We start from the raw sequence: 24095 nt of genomic DNA on the forward strand, positions 1-24095 counted from the left end.
AAAATGCCTATCCTTAGAAATCAACCGCGACGGACAGCATCAGCGTCCGCGGCGTTCCTTGCGATACCGTGCTGAACGACGTCACGCCAGACCAGTAGTTGCGGTCAAAAGCGTTAAGTACATCTGCACGGAACGTGGTGGGTGCGTTAGAGATTCGTGTCTTGTAACGCGCGCCGAAATCAACGGTGGTCCAGGAAGGAATAGATTGGGTATTGATGGTGTTGACGTTCTGCTTCCCGTTATGAGTGACGTTGGCATTGAGCGTCAGATCGCGCAGGAACGGCAGGTCATATTCCACGCCGGCGTTCGCCTGAAAACGCGATGTACCCGGCGCGCGCTTGCCCTGCGCCCCCGGCGTCACGCTTTTGGTCAGCTCGGCATCCAGCAGCATCACACCACCGGTCAGACGCAGATCTTCCAGCGGTGAACCGACGACATCCAGCTCGATACCTCGGTTGCGCTGCTCGTTGGCATCAACAAACGTGCCGTTAACCAGCGCGCCACTCGGCTTGGTGATCTGAAAAACGCTCAGCGTGGAGATCGTCCCCAGCGCATCCACTTTCACGCCGGCCTCGTACTGTTTGCTCTTATACGGCGACAATACCTGCCCCGCATTGCTCGCATTCGCAGGCGCAATATCCCCTTTGCTCAGCCCCTCAATGTAGTTGGCATAGAGTGAGACGTGCTGCCAGGGCTTAACCACGACCCCCGCCATCGGCGTTATCGCATTTTTGTCGTAGGACGATGATGGCGCACTATTGCCGGGAACAAAGTTATCCGACTTGATCTGCTGATAACGCAGCCCGCCCGTCACTTGCAGCGCGTCGTTCCAGAAGCCGAGCGTATCCGCCAGCGCGATACCTGACAGCGCAGTGGAAGAGCGTTTGCTAATCGTTACGGGTGCGGGAATGTCAACGGGAGACATATATACGGGGTTGTAGATATTAGTATTAAGGTCTGGACCAATTACACTCGTTGTTGCATGGCGATCCCGGTAATAACTGGTTTGGGCTGATAGTTTGTGTGTCACCGAGCCCGTTTCCACGTCAGCCCTAATACCCGTAGCTAAATTATAACGACTAACGGCAGCACGATAATTCACAAGATAGGAGGCATTACTACTCGTCCTACTCACATCGCCATTGTTATTCGTCACCTGCGGCACCTGCTCTGACAACCGGCTCACGTGTGCGCTGGAACCACCCAGATCGGTAAACCAGGTGACGTTATCCGCCAAATCGTATTCGGTGTGCAACAGCACCGACTGGTCTTTGGAATGCCAGAATCCCCACGGCTGGGAAATGTTGGTGTTGCCGTCCGGTGCGTCGGGCACGGTCACACCAGCGGCAAACGAATAAGGGCGCGACGGCGCACGCGTTTTCAGGTGCTGGGTGATGAGATCCAACGTGGCACGGAAGCGTTCCGACGAGAAATCCAGCCCAAGCGCGCCGACCTGTGTACGTTTATCGCTGCCGTCCCATACCGTATCGCCGTAGCCGTAATTGCCGTTAAAACGCACGCCGAGCAGATTATTATTGTCCAGCGCATAGACGCGGGAGATATCCGCATGCTGTGTGAGTTGGGAATCAGACTGCCAGCTGGTGGTGAGACGGGTCAGATTGCCGACGGTGGTCGGACGTTTGGTGACGGCATTAATCACGCCACCCACGCTGCTATTAGGCGACAGCCCATACAGCAGCGCCGATGGTCCTTTCAGCACTTCTACCCGCTCGATGTAGTCGGTCATCAGCTGATAGTTGGGCGCGACACCGTAGACGCCGTTCATGGCGATGTCGCTCAGGTTTCCTTCGTTGAGCGGAAAACCACGGATATAGTAGGAATCCAGCAGACCGCCCTGAGAACTGCTCACCCGCACCGAGGCGTCATGCGCGACCACCTGCCCCAGCGTCTGGGCCTGTTTATTTTCAATAAACGATGAGGTCATGTTGCTGACGTTAAACGGCGTATCCATAACGTCCTTTTTGCCCAGCAGCCCGGTACTGGACGACCGCGCCGACATGCCGCCCGCGACCAGTCCCTGCACGGCTTCCGCGTCTTTGGCTTCCACCACGATCGTGGAATCATCGCGCTCGCCCGTTGCAGCCTGCGCGGGTATCGCGATGCCGCCTAGCACAGCCGTTACGGCGATGGCCAACGCGGAGGGAATAGGAAAACGAGTCTTCCCAGTAGGTGGAGTGAAGTTCTTCCTGGCGTTCATCAACAAAGTTATCCATCTCAAAATGAGGAGTGAAAAAGATGCTCCCGTTTTTCAGCCGGTAAGGCAGGAGCATCGCCATACATCACGGCTCGACGCGAGTTTCCCCTTCCGTGAGGAAGGGATTGCTTAGGCCGTGCTGAATTCGGTAGTCGCGATATTCCTGGATGTGCATCCGCAGCAGCGAACGCGTATACCAGGGCTGGGTCAGAAACATGTCACGTTCGGTCTGCCACAGCTCGCCATCAACGCGCGGCTTCACCGCATCAAACGCTGCGGCCGTTTCTTCTTTCATCACCTGCCACAGCCGCGCATCGGCAAAGCCGTATTCCGCACTCAGCGCCAGCGCCAGCTCATGCAGATGGCTGACAAAACAGGCATCGACGACAAACATCCGCACGGGTTCGATGTCGTCTTCAAAGACCGTAGGTAGGATGCTGGGCCAGACGTAGGGTTGCAGATGATGGCCACGCTGACGCAGCAGTGGCGCGTAGGTGCGCCCATCACCGAAATCGCGGATTAATAGCCCCTGCGCGACGCCTTCGGGCGAAAAGAGGATCTGGCTGTTCTGCTGATGCGCTTCCAGCCCGATGCCGTACAGCAGATAGATAGCGATGACAGGGCGGGTAACCGCACGAACGTATTGACGGAACCACGCTTCGGGGCCAAGCCCAGATAGCGTCACCAGCTCGGTGAACAGCGGCTGGTCGCGGTGCGGCAGCGCCGTAAACAGCGTCGCGACGGTCACAGGCAGCGCGCCATCGGTACGTTCATAAACGCGGGCATCGCGGAAGACGACAGAAAGATGCTTACCCGGCGCATCATCCTGATGAACCGCGTGCTTGTAGTGGAATGCTGTCTCTTCGCGGAAAAACTCCAGCCGCTGTTCGAACCCGCCTTCCTGCGCCAGAATCGCTTCGATAATGGTGCTGATACGTGGCCCCATCTGGATGGATTTCGCCTGCAGGCTGCGCATTTCGCTGGTCATCCAGATGGCGACGGGCAACTTGATGAAGGGGGAAGAAGGCGGTTCAACGGGTAAAACAGTACGGAACGACATCCCCGGCAGCGTGATGAGATCCGGGCCGTCGGTGAGCAGAATCCCTTCGGCGATCTCATCCGCATAGTGGGATTTCACCCAGTTTTCCAGATGCCAGCTATGGACGGGCAGCGGGAGCCACTGCGTCTCATCCAGCCCTTGCTGATTCAGGCGCTGCTTCCAGTCCAGCCAGAGCGCAGGAAATGCCTGAGCAAACCACGGGTGAAAATCATCGACGTGCGGCATGGATTCGACATACGCCATATCGCGGCGCAGCGCGGTAATACGCAGCGGCACGCGGGCATTAAATTCGGGTGACAGCCGCTGGACGTCTTCGTCACTCAGTCCGGGGCGGGATTTCCAGGTCGGGTAGTAAGGGTGGCCTTCCAGCGATCCCCACTGATCGAGAAACATGGCGGCATCGCGAATGCTGAGCTGCCGGCGCAGCCACGGCGTGAAAGCATTCTGCCCATCCTGCTGCATGGCATCAGCCACCTCAGCACGCCACTGGCACCGATAGCGCCGGGCGTTGGTATCATTACGGATGCTGTTACCGACATCTTTTTTCAGGCCATTAATGCCGCTGTCTTCAGGACGGAAATCGAAACTGTCGCGAAGTAAATCAATCAATCGCTCGTGGCTAGTGACGGGAAAAGACGCGCCATCTGAATTAATATGATAAATATTCCCATTATTAATATACGTGTTTGCCGGTGATGGGGAAATATCGTCAAATTTCAATATACCTTTGCCACCCTGCAACGTCAGCGTTGCTTCCTGGGAATTATCCTTAATAAATATAAGGTCATTTTTATTCAAAATTCCCTCTGCAAAAAAACAGCGAATCAATCGCCTTAGCGCATTTTTATTTGAATAATCAGAAAGAAAATCATCTACATCCTGATGGATATCCCTGTGTTTAACATCGTCAGCCTTGATATTCATAACCACTCCTCATACCGATAAAACAAGTAAAAACCGATTGCAGTAACGTATAAAAGGGTGTCATTAATTCTCGGATTAACACGTCCCGAAAATTAATAAAAATGTCGTAATGGATAGATTGAAAAATAATGAACGGAAAGCTAGCATATTAACCACGGCGATGTAAATAGGTATCATTCTTATTCGCAACTAATTAGTTACGTTTTAATAAATTTTCATCTAATCAATGAATTAACAAAAGGAGAGCAGCATGGAACACGCTAAAACCTATCTCTTTGTGCCTGGTAATGCGCCCCACCGCTTTCAACAAGCCGTCTGCTGCGGTGCCGATGCCGTGATATTTGATTTAGAAGATGCTGTTCATCCTGATGAAAAAAACCAGGCTAGAGAAAATATTATCCAATGGGATAAAAACGATACGGCCGTCTCTGAAATAAATTGCAAAAGATATATACGTTTAAACAAATTTGGCTCAATGGAATTCAGTGAAGATATTGAGTTTCTGAATAAACTTAATAATAAGGATAAATTAAGAAATAACGCGCCATCTAAACACACAGCAACGACATGGGAAATTGTTTTACCTAAAATAGAATCCGCAGAAATGCTGCATGAAGCGCGGAAAATGATAAATCTAAATAGACTGGAAGCGGTTAATATTATTGCGATTATTGAAACCGCGCAGGGGTTACATCATGCGGAAGAGATTTGTGCCGCAGGGGTAGAAAGAGTGGCATTTGGCTCATTAGATTTCTCGCTCGATATGCATTGCGATCAATCCTTGTATGCCTTGCTGTATGCCAGAAGCCGCATTGTATTAGCGTCCAGACTGGCCGACTTGCCGCCGCCAATAGATTGCGTCAATCCTGACTTCACACATCACGACCGGGTGTTAGCTGACGCATTACATGCGCGCTCTCTCGGCTTCTCAGCCAAGCTCTGTATCCACCCTTCGCAGATCGATGCCGTTCAGCAGGCATTCGCGACGGATCGCAGCAAAATAGACTGGGCAAAGCAGGTTCTAAAAGCGGCCGAACACAGCTACGCTTTCCAGATAAACGGTGAGATGGTGGATTTACCCGTGATTGAGCAGGCTAGGCAGCTGTTGCGAGCACAAAACTCGGATGGCTAAACCTGTTTTCAGGGGAAGTAGCGCTTTTTACGTCAGCGATGAATCCGCCCGGCATAAGCCGGGCGACGTTCACTTAACGTAATCAATCGAATTGACGAACCACTCACGCGGACCGTCTGGTGTGTTCACGGTGAATTCCTCATCAACCGCTTTTTTCAGCATGGCGCGCGCCATCGGGGAATCGATCGAAATATAGTCTTTATTATCACCGTAGATCTCGTCTGGGCCGACAATCCGCAAGCGCTTCACATCACCTTGTTCATTTTCGATCTCTACCCAGGCACCAAAAAATACGCGGCCATCCTGCTGCGGCGAATAATCAACGATTTTCAATTCCGTCAGGCATTTTCTCAGGTAGCGCACACGCCTGTCGATCTGGCGCAATAAACGCTTGTTGTAGGTGTAGTCTGCATTTTCTGAGCGATCCCCTAGGCTAGCCGCCCAGGAGACAATTTTGGTAATTTCCGGGCGCTTTACATTCCAGAGATGGTCATGCTCTGCCCGCAGTTTGTCATACCCCTCGCGGGTAATCAGATTGGTTTTCAAGTCGTTAACCCCGTTAGGCGCTTAGCGCGTAAACTGTCCGGCGCACCTTCAAAAATAAAAGGGTTGAGAAACATTCGGCCCCAAAACAGCTTACGATCCACCTCGCTTAATGCAACTTCATTACAGATGCTTTCCCAGCATGCTCGCACCGTTTTTATCTGATGCATGATGATCTCAATAGCTTCAGCTTCGCTCAGCAGAAATTTAGGTGCCGCCACCAAGCAAACGGCGAGATTGCTCATCCTGTTTTCGCCAGTGATCAACATCGCCTGCGTCGCTTCGTTACCCGCCCGATTCTGCGGGCAGATATCATAGGCTGGAGTCAGCTTTAGTACGCGGCCATCCCAGAATGCCGCGTGGTTTCGGGCATGATCGTCGGTATTTCCGCAAATGATATTGAAGGTCAGACGGCCAAACAGCTCGCGCAGCGTCGCTTTCGGTTCGCCGAAGCGTTGCCGGATAATGTCCGAGAATTCTTCGTAGCTTGCATATCTCGCCATCATTTCATCAAGGCCGAAAAGCGTCAGTGCAGAGACCATTAGCCTGCGTTTCCAACCTTCTTCTGCTTTCGTACGGTCAAAACGTTCTATCAGAATCACGTCCTTCCCCGCCGTCTGGCGAAAATGCACCGGAGCCACATCTAAGCCGGCACTCGCAGCCAACCGCATGGCAATATATTCAGCCTTCACGACGTTATAGGTATCCGTTGAAGATGAAAATTTCGCGATGAACTTGTGGTTCTCATCTTCGATCATTGCTTTCGGCCGAGCACCACCCAACGAACTCCCATGGAAAAGTGCCTGATCAAGCTCAGGCGTCAACAAGACACCGTTTTCCACCATGGTTGCCGCGAGCATCAACTCTTCAAGAGAAGCATTTTGGGCTGAACGCGGGACATACTCTGTCGGCGATGCCTGAAAATCGAGCCCACCAATTCTGTCTGAACCAGACTCAAGCAGGTATGTGAGTTCATCCAGCGTGCTGCTATCCGCTCCTCTACCTCTGGCCCCCATAAGCCGATTAAGGATAACCCGACGTCCCCATGCGTCAGGGGCGGCATCGCGTAATGCACTCGCCTGCCATAGGCCCGCCGCTGGCGGGATAGCACCACGTACCAACGGCAGTTCAGGTTCATAGATCGGGATCGCGTCTTTTCGCTCCAGATAGTTACGACCATAATTGAAAATGAGCCGGTCGCCGTCCCGGCTCAATAAACCGGCCACAACGGGCTTCGTCGCATCGGGCAGCCAAATCCACACATAGGATTTGTCGGCAGCATTGTTAGAAATCATCATTCACGACCTTTCTGGAATGATGCACAGCACGAGGCAGAAGAGAGAGTGTTTTCTCCGCGCTTGCAATATGGAGGGGCATCGCAGATTGATCTGCGGTAAAAAGTGGAACGCCGACAAGAGTAGCCAGCTCAAAAACCGCGCCAATTGAGCACCCCATGTCTCCTTCCTCTGCGCGATAGACCAAACCTCGTGATACGCCCGCCCGCTCGGCTAACTCCTCAACAGTCATATTACGTTCGATCCTCGCATTGCGAAGCATCAGCCCGAGTAAACGAGCGGCGTCGCGGCTGTAGCGAGAGTATGTTCGAGCAGAAGGTTTCGCCATTATCATGCTCCTGTTCCATTAATGGGGCATAAATTGCACTTAACACCTATTTATAGAACATGATGCGTATACAATGAAAGGAACACAAGACTTTCGTTCTATTAATAGGTCATATTGGCAGGCTATGCCTTATTAATGAAACATGGAAAACAACCCTGCATTGAATAACAGCGGCAAAAAACCGGTCCTAGCGAGCTTTTTCCATAACTAATCAGCCTGCTGGGTTCGCGTCCAAGCGCAAAAAATCGCGCGTTCATTACACAGATTTACAGTTTTGGCTAATAATCTATCGACAGACATAAATATGTCATTTCTATCCCGTACTTTTAGCCACGGAGAGCTACGGAGAACGATTTATGTTTAGCTTAGACGCCATTCTGCAAGATCTTGTCCCGCATCGCCATACGCCACCCTGGCAGAAAACGGTTTTGCGTTCTCTGCTATTTGAAAATGAAATGCAGCAATTTGCGCGGCGTTACCCGCATTTGAAAGGATTGGATCTGGTCGAACAGATTCTTGACTACTTCAACTTCAATTGTGAAATGGTCGAAGGGGATTTAGAAAATATCCCCAGTCAGGGGCCGGTGGTGTTGGTTGCCAACCACCCCATTGGCTCACTGGACGGTCTGGCGCTACTGCGCACCGTCGCCAGCGTCAGGCCTGATGTCCGCATCGTCGCCAGCCAACTACTCTCTTATGTCGCCCCGCTCAAAAATCTGTTTTTTTCCGTCGATAACTTCAATAACCGTACCAAACGCCAACAGGTCAACGCCATCCAGCAGCATTTGGAAGGAGACGGCGCGATCATCGTCTTCCCTGCGGGTGAGGTTTCACGCGTCAGCCTGCAAGGGATTCGCGACGGTCACTGGCATAATGGTTTTATCCGCATGGCGAGCAAAGCCCGCGCGCCTGTGGTCCCGATTCATATCGGCGGACGCAACAGTGCGCTGTTCTATCTCTCCTCCATGGTTTATCGCCCGCTCTCCACCCTCCTGCTGGTGAGAGAAATGTTCGGCCAGCGCGACCAAACCCTCAAACTACGCATCGGTGCCAGAATTCCCTATACGTCATGGAGTCAGGGCGAATGGAATGCTAACGATCTGGCGGCCCGTTTCCGGCGTCACGTTTATCGGTTGGGACAAGGAAAGCCCGGCTGTTTTGCCGGTGAAAAACCCATTGCGCTGGCCGAAGACCGCGTGCTGCTGAAGCGCGCGCTGTCTGAGTGTGAAACGCTGGGTACCACGCCGGATGGCAAGATTGTCTATCTCTATCGTCGCGGTGAAGAAGATTACGTGCCGCTGCTGCGTGAACTCGGACGCCTGCGCGAAATCGCCTTCCGCGCGGTGGGTGAAGGATCCGGCCAACGCCGCGATCTGGACAGCTATGACGATGACTATCTGCACCTGATCCTGTGGGATGACCGTGAGCTGGAGATTGTCGGTGCCTATCGCTTTGTCTCGACGGCACGCCTGATCGCAGAGAAAGGGAAAAGTGGCCTCTACAGCCACAGCCTGTTCCAGTACGGCGACGAAATGGATCCGATACTGGCGTCAGGCATTGAGCTGGGACGCAGTTTTATTCAGCCCAAATACTGGGGTAAACGCGGACTGGATTATCTCTGGCTGGGAATTGGTGCCTATCTGGCGCGTTATCCGGAACACCGCTATCTGTTCGGCCCGGTGTCGCTTTCCGGCACCTTGCCACCTCATGCACGCGATTTGCTGGTTGCATTTTATCGTCTGCATTTCACGCCCGATCAGCCGCTGGCTACGTCGCGTCGCCCTTATCCGGCCTCGCTGCCTGACGTGCTGAAACAGTTTGAGGGAACAGACTACCAGCAGGATCTCACGCGGTTGAAAAGCATGCTCAGCAACATGGGGTGTGCGATCCCCACACTCTACAAGCAGTATTCGGAGCTGTGTGAGCCGGGAGGCGTGCGGTTTATCGACTTTGGCATCGATCCCGATTTCAATAACTGCATCGACGGTCTGGTGCTCGTCGATCTGAAGCAGTTGAAAGAGTCACGCTATCAGCGCTATATCGCCCCTTTTATACCCTAAATAATTCGAGTTTCAGGCAGGCGGCAAGTGAAGGAATCCCGATGAGCTTACTCAGGTAAGTGATTCGGGTGACGGAGCGCAGCCAACGCACATGCAACTTGAAGTATGGATTGACCAGTGCGTTACCCTCTAAAGGGGTTAACGCACCACTCTCCCACGTTTTTCTCATTATTCCCATTAGCCAACGCCATACCCGCACGCATTTTGTCTCTCAGATCACACATTTCATACGAAATCCCACTTGCCGTAATTTACGTGATCAACTGAACGCTTTTCCTGCCGATATTAAAGATATTCTTATCGATATGTTTTTGAACACGGGAGTTAACGATGTATCCCGAAAATGCGAAATATAGCTATAATACCTTGCCATTACTTGCATCGATTACGATAGCAAGCCCCCTCCGTTATGCCTTCATAGCATGTCAAAAAATTAAGGATGTTTATGAATATGCTGAACAGAATCAAACTCGGCAAAATGCTGGGTATGGGATTTTCTCTGGTTATCATCATCAGCCTGATGGTGGCATTCTTCGGACGACTCCAACTGGTTGGGCTGGGTAACGACATCAACCGACTTTCCGGCACTACGCTAGCAAATATGTTATTGATTCAGGAAGTTAAAGCCGGTTTTGATGCCAATGCTCGTCTGATCCGCAACATTGCGATCAGCACCGACCCTGCGCAAATCAAGCAAGAAAAGCAATTCGTCGACGAGCAAATCGCCCGCAATACCGCCAACCTGAAAAAGCTGGGACAACAGTTGGATACGGAAGGAACCAGCGCGCTGCTGAAGCAGTTTCAGGACACCCGTCCGCCCTACCTTGCGGCCTTTTTGAAAGCGATGGAATTGGTGCAATCCACCGATCCACAGCAGCGTCTACAGGGTAACGCTATTATTCTCAATGAGATGCAGACGGCACAAAACGCACTGTTCAAAGTGCTGGATGCGATGATGGCCTCGCAGCAGCAGGATACCAACGAGATTGTCAGCGGGGCGCAGCAGGATGCGCAGTCCGGTAGCGTCATCATGCTGATTCTCGCACTTGCCACTGCCGCGATGGCCGCGGTCGTGGCCTGGCTGATTACCCGCACGCTGAAAAACCAACTGGGGGGAGAACCGCTCTATGCCACCCACGTTGCACGGCAGGTGGCCGATGGCGATCTGGCTGTCGATATCAACATCAAGCCGAACGACCATAGCAGCCTGCTAGCGACCATGCGTCACATGAGTAATAACCTGGGCGATATCGTCGAACAGGTGCGGCAAAGCAGCGAAGCTATCGCTTCCGGTTCTAGCCAAATCGCCGCGGGTAGTGAAAACCTGAGCCAGCGTACGGAAGAGCAAGCTGCCAGCCTGCAACAAACGGCCGCCTCAATGGAACAGATGAGTCAGGCAATTCGTCAGAATGCGCATACCGTACGCAGCGTCACTCAACTTGCTAGCCAGGCCAGCGCAACAGCGACCAAGGGCGGTGATGCCATCAGCAACATGGTCATTACGATGAAAGATATTTCCGACAGCTCACACAAAATCCGCGACATCATCAGCGTGATTGATGGCATCGCCTTCCAGACCAACATTCTGGCGCTGAATGCGGCGGTCGAAGCGGCACGCGCGGGTGAGCAAGGTCGCGGCTTTGCCGTGGTGGCTGGAGAAGTGCGTTCACTGGCGCAGCGTTCCGCCTCCGCCGCAAAAGAGATCGCGGTATTGATCAACACTAGCGTCGAGAAAGTGGAAGCGGGGAATCGTCTGGTTGAAGACACCGGCAGCACCATTGATGAGCTGGTACGTCAGGCGCGCAGCGTGGCAGATTTAATCAGCGAGATCGGGACGACCACGCAGGAGCAGGAATCCGGTATTTCGCAAATTCATGATGCCGTGAACCAGCTCGATCAGGTCACCCAGCAGAACGCCACGCTGGTAGAAGAGTCCGCGAATGCGGCCACCAGCCTGCGCGAACAGTCATCTCATCTGGTTACGCTCATGAACCATTTCCACCTGCGCGGCACGCCAACAACCCGCCCAGCGCCGATGGCGAAGAAAACCCAACCGACTCGTTTAGCGCTCGCACCGGTCGGCAACACACAGGATAACTGGGAAAAATTCTAGGCTTATCCTGCCTGTGATCCCCATGCTGCCTATGCCGCGACATAGGCAGCATGGTGACAATCGCATCAATCTTTCAACGAGGAAACATAGTCCCGACGCGGCTGTCCGGTATAAATCTGGCGTGGACGGTAGATGCTGATATCTTCCTGCTTATGCATCTCATCCCAATGCGCAATCCAGCCGATCGTTCTGCCGACGGTGGAGATAACCGTAAACATTGATGAAGGTAGCCCCATCGCTTTGAGAATGACCGAGGTATAGAAATCGACGCTCGGGTAGAGTTTATTCTCCAGAAAATAGGCATCGGTCATAGCGATATGTTCCAGCTCCATCGCCACCTGCAACAGGCTGTCTTCCGTGCCGAGTTCATTGAGCACTTCATAACAGGTTTTGCGCAGAATCGCCGCGCGTGGATCGAAATGCTGGTAGATCGAGTTACCGAACCCCATCAGGCGGAATGAATCACAGCGGTCTTTCGCGCGTCGTACAAATTCAGGGACGCGATCGACCGTTTTAATTTCTTCCAGCATGCGCATACAGGCCTCGTTCGCCCCACCGTGTAACGGCCCCCACATTGATGCCAGCCCAGCCGCAATACAGGCAAACGGGTTCGCACCGGAAGAACCCGATGCTCTGACCGCCATCGTAGACGGACACTGACCATGATCGGCATGCAAAATCAGGATGCGATTCATCGCCCGTTCCAGCACCGGATTCACTTCATACTTCTCTGCCGGAATCGAAAACAGCATGTGCAGGAAGTTGCCCGTATAGGAAAGCGAATTACGGGGGTACACGGACGGCTGTTCGATGGAATATTTGTAGCACATCGCCGCCAGTGTTGGCATTTTCGACAGCAGTCGCACTGCCGCTAGCTCACGGTGTTCCGCGTTATGGATGTCCAAGACATCGTGATAGAACGCGGCCAGCGCGCCCACCACCGCGCACATCAGCGCCATCGGGTGGGAATCGCGACGAAAGCCGCTGAACATCCGGGCAATTTGCTCATGAACCAGCGTATGGCGGGTGATGTTGTCGGCAAATTTCGCATACGCTTCCGCCGAAGGCGCTTCGCCATGCAGCAGGATGTAACAGACTTCAGTAAAGTCACACTGCTCGGCGAGCTGTTCGACAGGGAAGCCCCGATGCAGCAGCACGCTATTCACCGCATCAATATAGGTAATCGCCGACTCGCACCCTGCCGTATTGGCAAAACCGGGGTCATAACTGCACAGCCCGTGTTCACCGAGTGGACGAATATCCACCGCTGTTTTTCCCAGTACGCCGGAACGCATATCCAGCGTGATATCCGCCTGCCCTTCTGCCGTCAACGTGGACGTTCTGACTGTCATGAACCGTTCTCCTGCCCGAATAATGATGTTGTTCCCGTCCGCTCTCACGGGCTTCTGGATAGGTCATCCCGTGCGGCACTCAATGTAAAGTAATACTCGATTTACAACGGCATAAAGCCAACGTATGTCATACGCTAAAATCGTGAGTGGGTTGCAAGAATCTGACGGAATATTGATGTAGGTAAATTTTGTTGCACTGAACAACGCGAGATCATCCGCGTTTTCCAGACGGCAGCGGCTGGCATTTTGCACGCTCAATCCGTATAACTGTCCCCACTTATTTAATTCACTTGATGACGATTGATATCAGACCCATGAATGATTCATTAAGCCACATTATCGCCAGCGAATTGCAGGCGCGTACGGAGCAGGTAGACGCGGCAGTCCGCCTGCTGGACGAAGGAAACACCGTCCCTTTTATCGCCCGTTACCGTAAAGAAGTGACCGGCGGGCTGGATGACACCCAACTGCGCCAGCTCGAAACGCGCCTCGGTTACCTGCGTGAACTGGAAGACCGACGCCAGACTATTCTGAAATCCATCGACGATCAGGGGAAATTAACCCCACAGCTCGCCACCGCCATAAAAGGCACGCTGAGCAAAACCGAACTGGAAGATCTCTACCTGCCGTATAAACCTAAGCGCCGCACGCGCGGGCAGATCGCGATTGAAGCGGGTCTGGAACCGCTGGCCGATGGCCTGTGGCAAGACCCAAGCCAGGAGCCGGAGCTGACGGCACAGGCTTATGTCGATGCCGAGAAAGGTGTAGCGGACGTGAAAGCCGCATTGGACGGCGCACGTTACATCCTGATGGAGCGCTTTGCCGAAGATGCCACGCTGCTGGCAAAAGTGCGTAACTACCTGTGGAAAAACGCCCATCTGGTTTCCCGCGTCGTGGAAGGGAAAGAGGAAGAAGGCGCGAAGTTTCGCGATTATTTCGATCATCACGAACCGATTGCTCAGGTGCCTTCACACCGCGCACTGGCGATGTTCCGTGGCCGTAACGAAGGCGTACTGCAACTGGCGTTGAACGCCGATCCACAGCATGAAGAAGCGCCGCGTGAGAGCTACTGCGAACAGATTATTATCGACCACCTGAACCTGCGTTTGGGGAATGCCGCAGCGGACAGCTGGCGGCGCGCCGTCATTAGCTGGACGTGGCGCATTAAAGTGCTGCTGCACCTTGAAACCGAGCTGATGGGCAGCGTGCGTGAGAAAGCGGAAGACGAAGCGATCAACGTTTTCGCCCGCAACATGCACGACCTGCTGATGGCCGCGCCTGCGGGTATGCGTGCCACAATGGGTCTCGATCCCGGCCTACGTACTGGCGTAAAAGTCGCGGTGGTGGATGCCACCGGCAAGCTGGTCGCGACTGATACGATTTATCCGCATACCGGTCAAGCAGCGAAAGCCGCTCCGATTGTTGCCGCACTGTGCCTCAAATATCAGGTTGAGCTGGTAGCGATTGGCAACGGCACCGCCTCACGTGAAACAGAGCGCTTCTTCCTCGACACGCAGAAACAGTTCCCGGCGATCAACGCGCAAAAAGTGATCGTCAGCGAAGCCGGCGCGTCGGTGTATTCCGCCTCCGAACTGGCCGCGCTGGAATTCCCGGATCTGGATGTCTCGCTGCGTGGCGCAGTCTCTATCGCCCGCCGTTTGCAGGATCCGCTGGCGGAACTGGTGAAGATCGACCCGAAATCCATCGGTGTGGGTCAGTATCAGCATGACGTAAGCCAAAGCCTGCTGGCGAAGAAACTGGATGCGGTGGTCGAAGACTGCGTAAACGCCGTCGGCGTTGATCTGAATACCGCGTCCGTGGCGCTGTTAACGCGTGTCGCCGGGCTAACGCGCATGATGGCGCAAAATATTGTGACCTGGCGTGATGAGAATGGTCGCTTCCACAACCGCGAACAGCTGCTGAAAGTCAGCCGCCTAGGGCCAAAAGCCTTTGAACAGTGTGCGGGCTTCCTACGTATCAACCACGGCAACAACCCACTGGATGCCTCTACCGTTCACCCGGAAGCCTATCCGATCGTAGAGCGCATTCTGGCCGCGACCGAACAGGCGTTGCAGGAGCTAATGGGGAATCCCAACGCGCTGCGTAACCTGAAACCCTCAGATTTCACCGATGAGCGTTTCGGCGTGCCGACGGTGACCGACATCATCAAAGAGCTGGAAAAACCGGGTCGCGATCCACGTCCTGAGTTCAAAACCGCCAGCTTCGCCGACGGCGTGGAAACCTTAAACGATCTCCTGCCGGGCATGATTCTGGAAGGCGCGGTCACCAACGTCACCAACTTTGGTGCGTTTGTGGATATCGGCGTCCATCAGGACGGTTTAGTACACATCTCATCACTGGCCGACCATTTCGTCGACGATCCGCACAAGGTCGTGAAAGCAGGCGATATCGTCAAAGTGAAAGTGATGGAAGTGGATATGCAACGTAAGCGTATCGCGCTGACCATGCGCCTTGATGAGCTGCCCGGCGACACCGCATCACGTCGTGGCGGTGGCAATGCGCGTGGCGATAGCAATACGTCATCGCGTCAGCCAGCTGGTAAATCACGTCCTCGTCCCGCTAGCGCCTCTGCTGCAGGCAACAGCGCGATGGGCGACGCCCTTGCCGCCGCCTTTAAAAAGCGTTAACGCAGCCCCACTATTATTTAAAAGATGCCTGACCTCGTTTTCATAAGGTCAGGCATCTTTCCTGCCAAAATATCGCTATTCTGTTTCCCTAATAAAACTACGTTTCATTTATATTGAAACATTCAACCACTTCACGAGTGTTTTGTGATCTGCATCTAGGTAAATAAATTACCGTTGCGTTATTATTGTTCTATATAGGAAACCATAGTTTTATATATAGAACACCATGAATATATTCCAACAGCTCGAACACAGTAAAGCACCGGCAGCCGTCCGTTTAGTGATGATTGTTGACTACATCGCCAAACATGACGAAGCCAGCTTCACTGAGATTTGCACTGATTTGTCTATACCTAAAAGCAGCGTACATCATCTACTGGAAGTGCTGGTGGTGACGCAATTGTTACGTCAGCGCGCTGACGGCCGTTATGTTTTGGGGTTAAGACTGTTTGAGCTTGGCGGTTTGGTAATAAAGAATATTGATCTGCGTAAAGACACGATTAACTTTATGCATGAATTAGTTAAAGAGACGGAATTGACCTGCCATCTTGGTATTATGGACGGCGATAACGGTTTCTTCCTGAGTAAAGTGGAATCTCCCAAGGCCATCGTAAAAACATCCTGGGAAGGTAAGAAAATTGTATTTAACCGTATGTCTCTGGGGAAAGTGCTCGTCGCCTGGCTGCCACAGGAAAGAATTGAATCATTGATTGCCGATTGCACCTTTGAGTATTTGACGCCCCGGACGATTACCAACAAAGAAGATTTCCTACAACATCTGAAAATCGTCAAGGAACAGGGCTGGGCCATAGACGACGGCGAAGATATAGAAGAGATCTGCTGCATGGCCGCGCCGATCTTTAACCAAAATGGTGAAGTCATCGCCGCTATCGGCGTTAACGGTATGCAGTCGCAATATGCTAATGGAAAAAAAGAAAAGCATCTGGCAAGCCTGATTAAAACCAGCAAAGCGATTACCGCTCATATTAACAGTCGGAATATTGATAGTAGATAATATATTTATCGAAAATAACCAGAGTGAATTTTAATTTGTGAATACAGTCATGAAAAAATCAGCATGACGGATATTTCACGACATAAATACCTGTAAACGCTAATCAAGTATTACGGGAAGGCCACCTATAACTAAAAATAGGAGAATGGCCATAAATATCAAAACAACGAAGAATATTAATTATCAATTTTATAATGGGGACAACCATCTTCACTAGTTAATGAAATCGGGTAATAACCCCTTGGGTTTTATTCCCCCCTATTTATTACTGAATACCAATACTCCATCTGCTTTCACTGAAAGCGGGCTGAACATGCTTTTATCTTTTAATGAGGTCTTTTATGAAAATCAAACAAGCTATTGATAAAATCCCTGGGGGATTAATGCTAGTGCCGCTCTTTTTGGGCGCACTCTGTAATACCTTTACGCCAGGAGCCGGGAAATTTTTAGGTTCCTTCAGTAACGGCCTGATTACTGGCACAATCCCGATTCTGGCGGTATGGTTTTTCTGCATGGGTGCGTCTATTGAATTTAAAGCAACAGGAACGATGCTGAGAAAATCAGGCGTTCTGGTGGTTACCAAAATCGCCACTGCCTGGATTGTGGCGCTGATCGCTGGCACATTCTTGCCGGGTGACGGCATCCAAAACGGGATGCTGGCTGGGATCTCCGTACTGGCGCTGGTCGCAGCAATGGACATGACTAACGGTGGTTTGTACGCTGCACTGATGAACCAATACGGTTCGAAAGAAGAAGCAGGCGCGTTCGTACTGATGTCTCTGGAATCCGGCCCGTTGATGACCATGGTCATTCTGGGTGCCAGCGGTATCGCCACCTTTGAACCTCAGTTATTCGTCGGTGCCGTACTGCCTTTCCTGATTGGTTTTGCATTGGGCAACCTGGACCCGGACTTGAGAAAGCTGTTCGGTAATTCAGTACAAACGCTGATTCCTTTCTTCGCCTTTGCGTTGGGTAACACCATTAATTTATCAGTGATCCTCCAGACCGGCTTCGCAGGTATCTTCCTCGGCCTGTTGGTGATTGTTGTTACAGGTATCCCGTTGATTCTGGCGGATAAATTTATCGGCGGTGGTAATGGCACCGCAGGCGTGGCCGCATCCAGCAGCGCCGGTGCCGCCGTCGCCACTCCCCTGTTGATCGCGAATATGGCTCCGGAATTCGCTCCGGTCGCTCAACAGGCAACAGCGTTAGTCGCCACCAGTGTGATCGTGACATCAGTACTGGTACCCATCCTTACGGCAGTATGGGCAAAACGCTTTTCACCTAAAACCGCATAAGAAGGTAGCAAAATGGACGTACGACAAAGTGTACACAGTGAACATGCGAAAACGCTTGATACCACTGAGCTGAGAAAGAAATTTCTTATTGAGCAGATATTTACGCCAAACCAATACACCATGACCTACAGCCACATCGACCGTATCGTGGTGGGCGGGATCATGCCGGTAGATGGCGAGATAACGTTTGATGATGGCATCGGCAAACAATTTGGCGTGAACTATTTTCTTGAGCGTCGCGAGCTGGGGCTTATCAATATCGGCGGCCCGGCAAAAATTGTCATCGACGGTACAAGCTACGAGGTTGGTAATGAGGAAGCGCTCTATGTCGGAAAGGGAGCCAAAGCCTTAGCGTTCAGCAGCCTGGACAGCGCCAAGCCAGCGAAACTGTATTATAACAGCGCACCAGCGCATGCCGTTTTCCCGACACGTATAATTACACAGGATGACGCGATCAAGGCACCACTGGGCGATGTCAAAACCTGTAACAAGCGGACGATTTGCAAATATCTGGTGCCGGAAGTGGTGGAAACCTGCCAACTGAGTATGGGATTAACGCGTCTGGCGGAAGGCAGCAACTGGAATTCCATGCCGACGCATACCCATGAGCGCAGAATGGAAGTGTACTTCTATTTTGACATGGCGGAAGACACCATTGTTTTCCATATGATGGGTGAACCGCATGAAACGCGCCATCTGGTGATGCATAACGAACAGGCGGTGATCTCCCCTAGCTGGTCGATTCACACCGGCGTCGGCACCAAAAACTATGCCTTTATCTGGGGCATGATCGGCGAAAACCTGACGTTTGACGATATGGACCATATCGCGATGTTGGATTTACGCTAATCGCCTCTGGCATCACGCCAAGAGAGTAAAATGCAGCAGGGTGAACGATGTTCACCCTGTTTTTTTATGTCGCCTTGGTAAGATATCGAAGGACGGCACCGGGCGCAGAAATCACACGCCCGATGCTAATACGACTATCGTAGAGGCTTACTCACCACGCAGCGCCGTAGCAGGAGATTGGCGGTAAGACAGCATCGCAGGGATGGTGAGTACCACGGCAGCGACCAGCAACAGGAGCAGGACGAAGTGGATATCCTCCCATTCCAGCGTTACCGGCAGGACGAAGCCGCTTTTCTCGCTCATCACCACTGCAATACCGCGTGCGGCAACGTAACCCAGACCGACGCCCAACAGCACGCCGACGCTCACCAGCGACATCAACCCGCTCCAAATCAGCGTGAAAATACCGTAGCGCGGTGCGCCAAAGGCACGGAGTGCACCGATCTGTTTCTGTCGCTGCCGCAGGTGGATAACCGCCACCATCGCCACCGCGATACCGACTAACCCCTGCGTGCCCAGCGAGATATAGGTCAGCAGTTCGCGAATATCGCCCAGCATCGAGTAAAGCTTCACCAGCACTTCGCCGGGGAACACCGCCAGCGTCGTGTTGCTGCGGTACAGCGAACGCAGTTGATAAGCGCCAGCGATCGTTTTCGGTTTAACGACAATCGCAGGCAAACCAGCCTGATGCGCGTGCCCATGAGCCTCTGCTTCGCCGTGCTCGTCATCGTGTGGAGCCGTTACCGGCTGAGCGGCGGCAGCATGATGATCATCACTTTCCGCTGGATGAGCGTCGTTGTGATGCTCATCAGCATGCGCGGTTTCATCATGCGCATGGCCATCATGTTCACTTTCATGATCATGTTCCCCCTCATGCTCATGTGCGCCATGATCATGATCGGCATGTTCATTATGGTCGTGATCATCGTCCGCACCATGCGGTGGATGGATGCCGTGTACTCGCCACACCGCGTTCACTGGTACCAGAATCGCTTTATCCCACGCGCTGCCGTCAGCAGGCAAAACACCGACTACGGTGTAGGTGACGTCATCGTGCGCGTGCGCCCCTTCCGTCCCCACCTGACCATGAATTGGGCTAAATGTACTCCCAACCGTCAGCCCCGTTTGCGCCCCCACCACGGCTTCAAAGCCGTCGTTGAACACACGTCCGGCAGTGAGTTGTCGCTTACCGTTATCCGTGACCAGTGGCGGCGTGGTGCCGACAATCGGCATCCCCTGATAGAAATCACCAAACGCGACCGGTGCCGCCCAGGCAACCAGCGGGTTCTTCTCCAGATCGGTCAACACCTGCGCAGGAATCAGCGTCAGCGCCGACGGTTGCAGGAACACGGACGACAGCACCAGTTGGGTTTCACTCCCCGGCGCGCCGATCACCAGATCGAAACGGTCAGCCGCTTTGGCGCTGCCCATGCGCAGCGCCCTTTCCTGCAAACTCACCGAAATACTTAACGCTGTCGCAGTCGCGATCAGCAACACCACGACCAGCACACCTGGCCAGAGCCGACGCCAGTCGACCCAGATAAGACGCCAAGGAATCATGCGCGATCCTCCTGATACTGCGTGTCCGCCACGAGGCGTCCTTTTTCCAGTTGAATACGGCGCGACATCTGCGATGCCAGACGCGCATCGTGCGTAATGGCGATAAGCGTGGCGCGGCTATCGCGCGCCAGCGTCACCAACAGATCGGCAATCTGCTCGCCGCTCTGCGCATCCAGACTGGCCGTCGGCTCATCGGCGACGATGATGTCCGGCTTACTGAGCAAGGCTCTCGCGACCGCCACCCGCTGCTTCTCGCCGCGTGATAACACTTCAATCGGACGTTTCGCGGTATCCAGCCCGACCTGCGCCAGCAGATCTGCCGCCCGCTGCCTGAGCGCTGCGGGGATCCGCCAGTGGTGAAACTGCGCGGGTAGTAAGACGTTCTCTATCGCACTCAGGCCGGGGAAAAGATGGAAATCCTGCATCACCAACCCGATGTGTTGTGCCCGCCAGCGGTCGCGTTCCGCTTCGTTCATCTGCCAGATATCCTGCTTTTCCCACTGCACACAGCCCGTTCCGCTGTGATCCATCCCGGTGATGGCATTCACCAGCGTGGTCTTACCGGAGCCAGAAGGCCCCATCACCGCGACTCGCTCGCCAGAACGAATAGACAGCGCGGGAATATCCAGCACCGCCTCGGACGTATCGGGGAAGGTCACACTCAGGTGTTGAATCAATAACTCAGCCATCAGCGCTCCTAAAGGGTATCGAACGTGGCTTCACGCAGTCGCAGTAGGCTGACAAAACCCGTTTCAGGGTCGGTCCACGATCCGTGTTCCAGCACGCCTTCCACCTCAATCATGGTGTTGTTCTGTACGAAGGTCTGACGTTTGGCGAGGTAAACAACGAGGATATCTTCAGGCCAGTCCGCATCAGACGAACAGAAGGGGCACAGCGCCATCGGCATTTTGGTTAATACAAAGAATTGTGACTCCGCCTTGAGCGGCGGTGCCATAAAGCCGCGCATCTTGACCCGTTTACCGGAGAGCGCTTTGACGTCATTGGAGAATTCCAGACCCAGCACGCCGTAAGAGGCGTACAGCTTATCGAAGGAAAGTTCAGACTGCGCGGCGTTTACCGGGGTGATGCCACCGAGGAGGAGGATCACCAGCACCGCACGCAACCAAGAGAATAAAAGCGGGGTTGCCCCCGCTTTGCTGCATTTCGCATTATTCATAGCGTCGTAGGATTACTTTTTGTCCTGCGGTTTCACCGCCAGTGCATCAACAATCACCCGGAACAGATCGGTGTTTTCCATGTAACCACGGATACGCTCTGCGCCTGGGCCGCTCGCCTGAATCACCATATCGTCAACGGCATGAACACCCGTATCGGAAGAGCGTGGCAGAATCCCTTCGCGGAATACCGCACCCTGCACTTTCTCGTAGGCTTTGTTGGCAACGTATTCATCTTTTTCGTTCTTGATAGCAGGAACGAACTGACCATCCAGTTTCGGACGGAACGTCTCGTAATAGTCCGGGAAGTTGTTGAAGAACACGGCCAGACGTTTAGAAACGTTCAGGTCATCCGGATAGCCGTCTTTGTTGGCATCCTTATAGTTCGGGTAGCCCGCATCTTCATACACGCCGACCTTCTCACGCATCTCGGTGCCCGGTTTGTTGTCATCAATGGTTCCGATGATAGACAGGCCGTGCGTATGGTCGCCCGTCACGATAATCATCGTATCCGGGTTTTTCTCGGCGAATTTCTTGGCGATGGCAACAGACTGATCCAGCATGATGGTGTTAGTGAAAGCGCGTTCCCAATCCAGCGGGTGAGACGCTTTGTCGATCAGCGCAGATTCCACCATCAGGAAGAAGCCGTCTTGGTTTTTGGACAGCACATCCAGTGCCGCCTGCGTCATGTCCGTCAGGTCAGGCTGGTTCGGGAATTTCTTGGCGACGTCATTTTTCAGGAAACGACGATCTATCACGCCATCCATATTGCCGGTGTGGAACAGCCCCAGCAGCTTGGTAGCCTGTGCCGCGTTTTTCTTCAGTGAATCTGCGTCGGTAACCAGTGAATAACCCGCCTGCTGGAATTTCTCAACGTAGTTGGTTTCGTCTTTACGCTTAGAACCCGGCGTGCTTTTCGGCAGGAAGTAGGCAGAACCGCCGCCCAGCATGACGGTAGGCTGCACGTTGTAGAACATCTCGACGATTTCGGCTTTATCCGCACGACGGCGAGTATGAGAGACAACTGCCGCTGGCGTGGCGTCCTGAAGTTCAGCATCGCTGACTACGCCGACAGACATCTTGGTAGAACGAGTCAGCAGTTCACCCAGCGTTTCCTGCTTCGGGTGTTCCAGTGAATTTTTGCTACGGCTGACGTACACACCCAGTGCGTTCACACCAGATTTGTGACCGGTCATGTAGGCACTCATGGTGTTGGCGCTGTCGGCCGCAATAGAGTCGGTACTGGACGTACCAGCAAACGCCATATATTGCAGGTCATCAATTGCCAGACGACCGTCAGCTTTCCCTTCCGTCACCCCTTTGGACAGGATGCGCGCGCCAGTACGGTGCGCAACGGACAGGCCATCGCCGATGAACAGAATGACGTTTTTGGCTTTACGCGTACCGGACGCCGAATAAACGTCCCAGTTCACCTGCGTCTTTTTGCCTTTGGCTTCCGCCTCTACCACATACTTGCCTGCTTCCGGCAAGTTCACGTCGCGCAGCCAGATCGTGGACGCGTTGCCGCCATCTTCACGCTCAACAAACGATGCCGTTTTGCCCAGCACCTGCTGGTAATCTTTGCCGTTGATCAGAATACGGATATCTTCTGGCTTAAGTACTTCATCAAACTCGACTTTAAAATCGAATTTTCCGCCTGCCAGCATGGTGGCACGATCAATGGGATAAATAGCCTGAGCCTGCACCATCCCCGGTAAAGCAGCAGAAATCAGTAAAGGCAGTAACCAGCGAGCTTTCATTGTTATGTCCTTGGTTGCGTCATTTAGCAGGACATAACGTAGTTACCTTTTTTTACAGTTTGATGAATTTCACCATAAATTATTTCACTTATATCTAACCTACTCCGCCCTTTCCTTTAACGGAAAGCGGCGGCGCACGACGACAAAGAACAGCGGCACAAAGAAGATGGCGAGGAAGGTCGCGGCTACCATGCCACCGATCACGCCAGTTCCCACAGTATGCTGACTCGCCGAGCCTGCGCCGCTGCTGGTCGCCATCGCGTAACTTAAATTATTTAGAATATAGGGTAAGCAGGAAGACTCAGAGAACCTACAACTTCAAGTATGACGGGGATAAAAGCAAAAACCAGCACTGTCGTTATATTTCCCCTAATCAAGAGCGACTGCCGCCATAATAATTTCTTTTTTATCAGGGTAGACACTCAGATAAACGTCATATTCACTATAAGACAGCGAACGCCAGCGGAGAGTATTAGCATCAATATTTTCAGGAATAAATCCTTTAGCTATCAAATATCCTTCCAATTTTGATTGGTCAGCTGTCCCCATAAAAAATATTATATTTGTCTCAGGTTTGTTACCATCATGGGCTGAATAGGTTATGTAATAGTTTTCAGAGACAAGGGGAGTCTGCCTTATAACTTCCATTGAGAAGAAATGGTCATAAAACCAATTTTCTTTTGTATAAGAAAGACTATCAATAGTCATTAATTTAATTAATGCACATACTGCCATCGCTATAAAAGCAAAAAAAAAACAATCGCCTTA

Annotated in this window: 18 protein-coding genes and 1 pseudogene; 7 read left to right on the top strand and 12 right to left on the bottom strand. The window is 52.7% G+C overall.

Translation table 11 applies throughout. The features are described 5' to 3' along the window. Nucleotides 1–13 precede the first annotated feature (13 nt). Together EIP93_RS20495 and EIP93_RS20500 are read right to left on the bottom strand one after the other, a co-directional pair. The gene (locus tag EIP93_RS20495; RefSeq protein ID WP_125233192.1) at nt 14–2218 is read right to left on the bottom strand and encodes a TonB-dependent receptor; all 2205 of its coding nucleotides are present in this window, start codon (nt 2216–2218) and stop codon (nt 14–16) included. An 82-nt stretch (nt 2219–2300) separates the two neighbouring features. Further along, a complete protein-coding gene (locus tag EIP93_RS20500; RefSeq protein WP_125233193.1) occupies nt 2301–4199 on the bottom strand; it encodes an IucA/IucC family protein in 1899 nt (632 codons plus the stop codon). Between the two features lie 250 nt (nt 4200–4449). On the opposite strand from EIP93_RS20500, the gene EIP93_RS20505 reads away from it, so the two are divergent. Beyond that, the gene (locus EIP93_RS20505) at nt 4450–5331 is read left to right on the top strand and encodes an HpcH/HpaI aldolase/citrate lyase family protein (RefSeq protein ID WP_125233194.1); all 882 of its coding nucleotides are present in this window, start codon (nt 4450–4452) and stop codon (nt 5329–5331) included. Between the two features lie 69 nt (nt 5332–5400). Here EIP93_RS20505 and greB read toward each other — a convergent pair whose 3' ends face one another. From greB to EIP93_RS20520, 3 genes are read right to left on the bottom strand one after another with little or no spacing between them, the layout of a single operon-like run. Then, entirely contained in the window at nt 5401–5877 is a 477-nt protein-coding gene (gene greB, locus EIP93_RS20510) for a transcription elongation factor GreB (RefSeq protein WP_107333541.1), read from the bottom strand. After that, nucleotides 5874–7169, bottom strand: a complete 1296-nt coding sequence (locus EIP93_RS20515; RefSeq protein WP_125233368.1) for a type II toxin-antitoxin system HipA family toxin — start codon at nt 7167–7169, stop codon at nt 5874–5876. The genes greB and EIP93_RS20515 overlap by 4 nt, the downstream gene beginning before the upstream one ends. Then, nucleotides 7159–7497: a helix-turn-helix domain-containing protein gene (locus tag EIP93_RS20520; RefSeq protein ID WP_010305461.1), complete on the bottom strand. Its 339-nt coding sequence runs from the start codon at nt 7495–7497 to the stop codon at nt 7159–7161. The genes EIP93_RS20515 and EIP93_RS20520 overlap by 11 nt, the downstream gene beginning before the upstream one ends. A 356-nt stretch (nt 7498–7853) precedes the next feature. On the opposite strand from EIP93_RS20520, the gene olsF reads away from it, so the two are divergent. Together olsF and EIP93_RS20530 are read left to right on the top strand one after the other, a co-directional pair. Continuing rightward, nucleotides 7854–9557 carry a bifunctional ornithine lipid synthase OlsF gene (gene olsF, locus EIP93_RS20525; RefSeq protein ID WP_103862663.1) on the top strand — a complete coding sequence of 568 codons (1704 nt, stop codon included), beginning with the start codon at nt 7854–7856 and terminating at the stop codon, nt 9555–9557. 445 nt (nt 9558–10002) lie between these two features. Then, nucleotides 10003–11670 carry a methyl-accepting chemotaxis protein gene (locus tag EIP93_RS20530; RefSeq protein WP_125233195.1) on the top strand — a complete coding sequence of 556 codons (1668 nt, stop codon included), beginning with the start codon at nt 10003–10005 and terminating at the stop codon, nt 11668–11670. Nucleotides 11671–11735: 65 nt separating this feature from the next. Here EIP93_RS20530 and EIP93_RS20535 read toward each other — a convergent pair whose 3' ends face one another. Further along, a complete protein-coding gene (locus tag EIP93_RS20535) occupies nt 11736–13022 on the bottom strand; it encodes a citrate synthase (protein ID WP_125233196.1) in 1287 nt (428 codons plus the stop codon). 314 nt (nt 13023–13336) lie between these two features. Here EIP93_RS20535 and EIP93_RS20540 point away from each other — a divergent pair, with 314 nt between their 5' ends. The 4 genes from EIP93_RS20540 (at nt 13337) to kduI (ending at nt 18832) form a co-directional block, all read left to right on the top strand. Next, nucleotides 13337–15670 carry a Tex family protein gene (locus EIP93_RS20540; protein ID WP_125233197.1) on the top strand — a complete coding sequence of 778 codons (2334 nt, stop codon included), beginning with the start codon at nt 13337–13339 and terminating at the stop codon, nt 15668–15670. A 226-nt stretch (nt 15671–15896) separates the two neighbouring features. Then, nucleotides 15897–16685: an IclR family transcriptional regulator gene (locus EIP93_RS20545; protein ID WP_039534998.1), complete on the top strand. Its 789-nt coding sequence runs from the start codon at nt 15897–15899 to the stop codon at nt 16683–16685. 341 nt (nt 16686–17026) lie between these two features. Further along, nucleotides 17027–17983 (top strand): 2-keto-3-deoxygluconate transporter, encoded by a 957-nt coding sequence (kdgT, locus tag EIP93_RS20550; protein WP_039484683.1) that lies wholly within the window; start codon nt 17027–17029, stop codon nt 17981–17983. Between the two features lie 12 nt (nt 17984–17995). Further along, complete coding sequence (kduI, locus tag EIP93_RS20555; protein WP_039541681.1) at nt 17996–18832, top strand: 5-dehydro-4-deoxy-D-glucuronate isomerase; 837 nt, start codon at nt 17996–17998, stop codon at nt 18830–18832. Nucleotides 18833–18979: 147 nt separating this feature from the next. On the opposite strand, the gene EIP93_RS20560 is transcribed toward kduI, so the two are convergent. The 6 genes and pseudogenes from EIP93_RS20560 to EIP93_RS20585 all read right to left on the bottom strand — a co-directional run bounded on the left by EIP93_RS20560 (nt 18980) and on the right by EIP93_RS20585 (nt 24035). Beyond that, nucleotides 18980–20392 carry an FtsX-like permease family protein gene (locus tag EIP93_RS20560; protein ID WP_125233198.1) on the bottom strand — a complete coding sequence of 471 codons (1413 nt, stop codon included), beginning with the start codon at nt 20390–20392 and terminating at the stop codon, nt 18980–18982. Continuing rightward, on the bottom strand, nt 20389–21081 hold the full coding sequence (locus EIP93_RS20565) for an ABC transporter ATP-binding protein (protein WP_010299385.1): 693 nt from the start codon (nt 21079–21081) through the stop codon (nt 20389–20391). The genes EIP93_RS20560 and EIP93_RS20565 overlap by 4 nt, the downstream gene beginning before the upstream one ends. 8 nt (nt 21082–21089) lie before the next feature. After that, nucleotides 21090–21569 carry a hypothetical protein gene (locus EIP93_RS20570; RefSeq protein WP_103862669.1) on the bottom strand — a complete coding sequence of 160 codons (480 nt, stop codon included), beginning with the start codon at nt 21567–21569 and terminating at the stop codon, nt 21090–21092. Between the two features lie 12 nt (nt 21570–21581). Then, nucleotides 21582–23327, bottom strand: coding sequence for an alkaline phosphatase (locus tag EIP93_RS20575; RefSeq protein WP_103862670.1), 1746 nt, complete (start codon nt 23325–23327; stop codon nt 21582–21584). Nucleotides 23328–23426: 99 nt separating this feature from the next. Next, a pseudogene (locus tag EIP93_RS20580) lies at nt 23427–23588 on the bottom strand (efflux RND transporter permease subunit); the annotation flags it as partial. A 108-nt stretch (nt 23589–23696) separates the two neighbouring features. Further along, nucleotides 23697–24035 (bottom strand): hypothetical protein, encoded by a 339-nt coding sequence (locus tag EIP93_RS20585; protein ID WP_223193305.1) that lies wholly within the window; start codon nt 24033–24035, stop codon nt 23697–23699. Nucleotides 24036–24095: the final 60 nt, after the last annotated feature.

It is taken from the genome of Pectobacterium versatile, from assembly GCF_003932035.1.
Taxonomy (GTDB): domain Bacteria; phylum Pseudomonadota; class Gammaproteobacteria; order Enterobacterales; family Enterobacteriaceae; genus Pectobacterium; species Pectobacterium versatile.

Excerpts from the sequence above, each read along its gene's own strand:
- EIP93_RS20495 (WP_125233192.1), bottom strand. The coding sequence starts at position 2,218 with ATGAACGCCAGGAAGAACTTCACTCCACCTACTGGGAAGACTCGTTTT.
- EIP93_RS20500 (WP_125233193.1), bottom strand. The coding sequence starts at position 4,199 with ATGAATATCAAGGCTGACGATGTTAAACACAGGGATATCCATCAGGAT.
- EIP93_RS20505 (WP_125233194.1), top strand. The coding sequence starts at position 4,450 with ATGGAACACGCTAAAACCTATCTCTTTGTGCCTGGTAATGCGCCCCAC.
- EIP93_RS20515 (WP_125233368.1), bottom strand. The coding sequence starts at position 7,169 with ATGATTTCTAACAATGCTGCCGACAAATCCTATGTGTGGATTTGGCTG.
- EIP93_RS20520 (WP_010305461.1), bottom strand. The coding sequence starts at position 7,497 with ATGGCGAAACCTTCTGCTCGAACATACTCTCGCTACAGCCGCGACGCC.
- olsF (WP_103862663.1), top strand. The coding sequence starts at position 7,854 with ATGTTTAGCTTAGACGCCATTCTGCAAGATCTTGTCCCGCATCGCCAT.
- EIP93_RS20530 (WP_125233195.1), top strand. The coding sequence starts at position 10,003 with ATGAATATGCTGAACAGAATCAAACTCGGCAAAATGCTGGGTATGGGA.
- EIP93_RS20535 (WP_125233196.1), bottom strand. The coding sequence starts at position 13,022 with ATGACAGTCAGAACGTCCACGTTGACGGCAGAAGGGCAGGCGGATATC.
- EIP93_RS20540 (WP_125233197.1), top strand. The coding sequence starts at position 13,337 with ATGAATGATTCATTAAGCCACATTATCGCCAGCGAATTGCAGGCGCGT.
- EIP93_RS20545 (WP_039534998.1), top strand. The coding sequence starts at position 15,897 with ATGAATATATTCCAACAGCTCGAACACAGTAAAGCACCGGCAGCCGTC.
- kdgT (WP_039484683.1), top strand. The coding sequence starts at position 17,027 with ATGAAAATCAAACAAGCTATTGATAAAATCCCTGGGGGATTAATGCTA.
- kduI (WP_039541681.1), top strand. The coding sequence starts at position 17,996 with ATGGACGTACGACAAAGTGTACACAGTGAACATGCGAAAACGCTTGAT.
- EIP93_RS20560 (WP_125233198.1), bottom strand. The coding sequence starts at position 20,392 with ATGATTCCTTGGCGTCTTATCTGGGTCGACTGGCGTCGGCTCTGGCCA.
- EIP93_RS20565 (WP_010299385.1), bottom strand. The coding sequence starts at position 21,081 with ATGGCTGAGTTATTGATTCAACACCTGAGTGTGACCTTCCCCGATACG.
- EIP93_RS20570 (WP_103862669.1), bottom strand. The coding sequence starts at position 21,569 with ATGAATAATGCGAAATGCAGCAAAGCGGGGGCAACCCCGCTTTTATTC.
- EIP93_RS20575 (WP_103862670.1), bottom strand. The coding sequence starts at position 23,327 with ATGAAAGCTCGCTGGTTACTGCCTTTACTGATTTCTGCTGCTTTACCG.
- EIP93_RS20585 (WP_223193305.1), bottom strand. The coding sequence starts at position 24,035 with ATGACTATTGATAGTCTTTCTTATACAAAAGAAAATTGGTTTTATGAC.